Origin of the sequence: Piscibacillus sp. B03, assembly GCF_052246295.1 — a bacterium.
Classification (GTDB): domain Bacteria; phylum Bacillota; class Bacilli; order Bacillales; family Alkalibacillaceae; genus Piscibacillus.
In genome coordinates this window covers 1-3,040 of sequence record NZ_JBQQCO010000067.1, presented here as the reverse complement: position 1 = coordinate 3,040, position 3,040 = coordinate 1, and the positions used below count along the sequence as shown (strand labels likewise).

The window sequence follows — 3,040 nt, the reverse complement described above, 5'->3', positions numbered from 1 at the left end:
AGAATCTGGTTGGGGTCGTTTAACGACGAATTTAGACCAGTTTTCAGACAAAATGAATAACATGGGCGATACCCTTACCGGTTTTGGCCAAACCATGAGTATGCGTGTGACAGCTCCTATTGTTGCAACTGGGGGATTAGCGCTTGGGGCAGCCGACAAAGTGGAACAGGCCTACCGTGATATTCGAGTGGGGACAGGTGCGACAGGTGAAGCTTTAGACGAATTAGAAGAGTCATTTGATAACGTCTTTACAAGTGTTCCAGATGGGGCTGAACAAGTCGCAGGCGCTCTTGCGAACTTGAATACGTTCACTGGAGCAACAGGGAGCGTCTTAGAAGGCTTAACTAAACGTGTTTTAGACGTCTCTCGTTTACTCAAAGAAGATGCCACGCAAAATGCCCAAACGTTTGGAGAAGCGTTAAAACAATGGCAACTACCAGCTGAACAAGGGGCCGATGTATTAGATTACATGTATAAGTTAACCCAAGACTATGGTGTTGGGTTAGGTGAATTAAATAGTCAGTTAACCAACTATGGTTCGGTGTTAAATAACGCTGGATTTGAGATGGATGAGGCAGCTCATTTCATGGCGAGTCTCGAATCGAATGGGATTGCGGTTAGTCGTATTATGCCTGGATTGAATAAAGCTTTCCGAAATTGGGCTGACGAGGGTAAAAACAGTCGTGAAGAATTAGAGAATATTGTTGAAACCATAGTCGAAACTGAAGATAAACAAAAAGCGTTATCTTTAGCAACTGAAACGTTTGGGGCTGAAGGGGCTCAACGTTTAATGACAGCTATACGAAATCGTGCCATTCCTGCATTTGATGAATTAGCTGAAGGTGCAGAAGGGGCTAAAGGTTCTATTGAAACCACAGCTGAAGAAACCAAAACGATGGGCGAAGAGTTTGCAGAAATACGTAATAAAGCAATTAGAGGGTTAAAACCAGCGGGTGAAATTTTATTGACGGTGGCAAGAGATCATTTGCCTCCGTTAATAGAAGGTGTTACGAATTTAGCCGAATGGTTTGATGAGTTAGATACGTCAACTCAAAAAACAATATTATCAACAGCGGGATTTGTAGCAGCGATAGGCCCAGTTAGCTTAGTTTTAGGTACGACATTTAAAGCTATTAGTACAGTAACTGGCGGAATGGCCGCTTTAAGCGGTATTATTGGTAGAGCTGGTGGTGCTGGCTTGTTAGGTCGTATTGCTGGCTTTGGTTTAGGTGGTCCGGTCGGGCTCGCCATCGGTGGGTTAACAGCGTTAGGTGCAGGGATATATGCTGTTAAAAACCGTTCTGAAGAGTTAAGTGAGGTTAGTTATGAAAAGGTTCGGCAAATGGAAGATGAAATAAATGCCACAGACGAATTGATTACCAGATTTGAAGAATTAGAACGACAAAACAAATTAACATCTGATGAAATGCTTGAATATATGGACGTTTTAGATGATTTATCAAGTACATCGTCACCTGAGAAAGTTGAAGAGTTAACAAAGAAAAAAGAAGAATTAGAAAAACAATCAGGCTTTACTCAAGATGAAATGAATGAATTCTTAAAGTTGAATGATGAGATAATCGAAAAGTCACCTAGCACAGCTGAAGCGATTAGCGAACAGGGAAACGCATATGCAGATAACTTACAAGCACTCAAAGAATTGAACAGAGAAAAACGTGAAGAAATGCTGATGATTGCTGAACGTGATCTAATGGAGGCTCTTAGAAATGAGACGCAATTACTAGAAGACCAAGCCAGACTTGAAGAAGAAAAGAGCCAAGCGCTAATTGACCGTCAAAAGGCACACGACGACTATATTGAGCAATTAAAGATCGTTAATGGAATTGAACAAGAGCAAAACGATATTCAAGCAGAGATGCAAAGGTTATTAGAATTAGGGTATGAAGAAGGCGATGCTCGAATCCAACAACTAATTGAAGAGTATGGTCAATTAGACGATAACCGTTTGCAAGAACAGGAAAAACTAGACACCTTACAAGAGCAATTAGATACTGCTAAAGATATTTATAACCAGAAGAATGATGATTTAGAACAGACTAGAGAACAGCTTAAAGAAATTGATCAATTAAAATACGATTATGAAGCATTGTTATTAACGCAACACGATATTAACTTTGAAAAAGGAAGAGGCCTTGAAGCGATTGATAAAGAAATCCAAAAGCTTAAAGATGAAAAGTCTGAGCTTCAAGAACTACAAGGTCAAAACGCCGGGATGACAGATGAATATCAAGAACAAATCGAGAAGATTGATGAACAAATAGCTCGATTAGGTCGATCGCGAGATACGTTAAAAGATATGGCTTATTTTGCTGATGATCTAAATAATCGTCTTGCTCAACCAATTAATAAACCTGTCAACATTAGTGCTCCTGATCCAGGTTATCGAATGTTGAGTTATGCGGAAGGTACAAACCACCACCCTGGTGGCCCTGCCATCGTTGGAGAAGAAGGTTGGGAATTAGCACGTTACAAAAATAACTGGGCAGCCTTACCACTTGGTATCTATGATTTACCGAGAGGAACCCAGGTTTTTACACATGATGAATCTAAACAATTAATGAATGCCTTGCCTGCTTATGCTGATGGAGTCCGACCTCCGAGTGAGTTTATGAAACTATTAGCTCTCATCGGAAAGGAAAGACATCAACCTGCTGATAGTTACGGTTCTAGTCACTCTGCGGGGCGTGAATCTCCAACAAACATCACCCAACATATTACCATCCAGAGTCCGGAGCCTGTATCACCAGCTGAAGCTGCAAGGTTACAAAAGAAAGCCAGTCGAGAATTAGCCATGGAATTGAGGTGGTAGATGTTGAGGCGGTTAACATATGAAAATGCTAGAGGTGAAGACATCGTTTTTTATCTATCACCTTTAGTAATTGAAGATTTAAGTGGAATCGGTGAAGTAGGGGCAGAATTACAAGGCCAAGCAGTCCCTTATCAAGATGGAGAACTATACGCTGATACCAAACTACTTCCTAGATATATCGATTTACAAGGGTCGATTACGAAAACCGAT

1 protein-coding gene and 1 pseudogene are annotated in these 3,040 nt (G+C 40.9%); both read left to right on the top strand.

Features of this window, described 5'->3' with window-relative positions:
• The coding region (locus ACTWQB_RS17010) for a phage tail tape measure protein (RefSeq protein ID WP_443140349.1) at positions 1 to 2,830 on the top strand (2,830 nt) is incomplete at its 5' end.
• Between the two features lie 3 nt (positions 2,831 to 2,833).
• Positions 2,834 to 3,040: pseudogene (locus ACTWQB_RS17005) on the top strand (phage tail family protein); the annotation flags it as partial.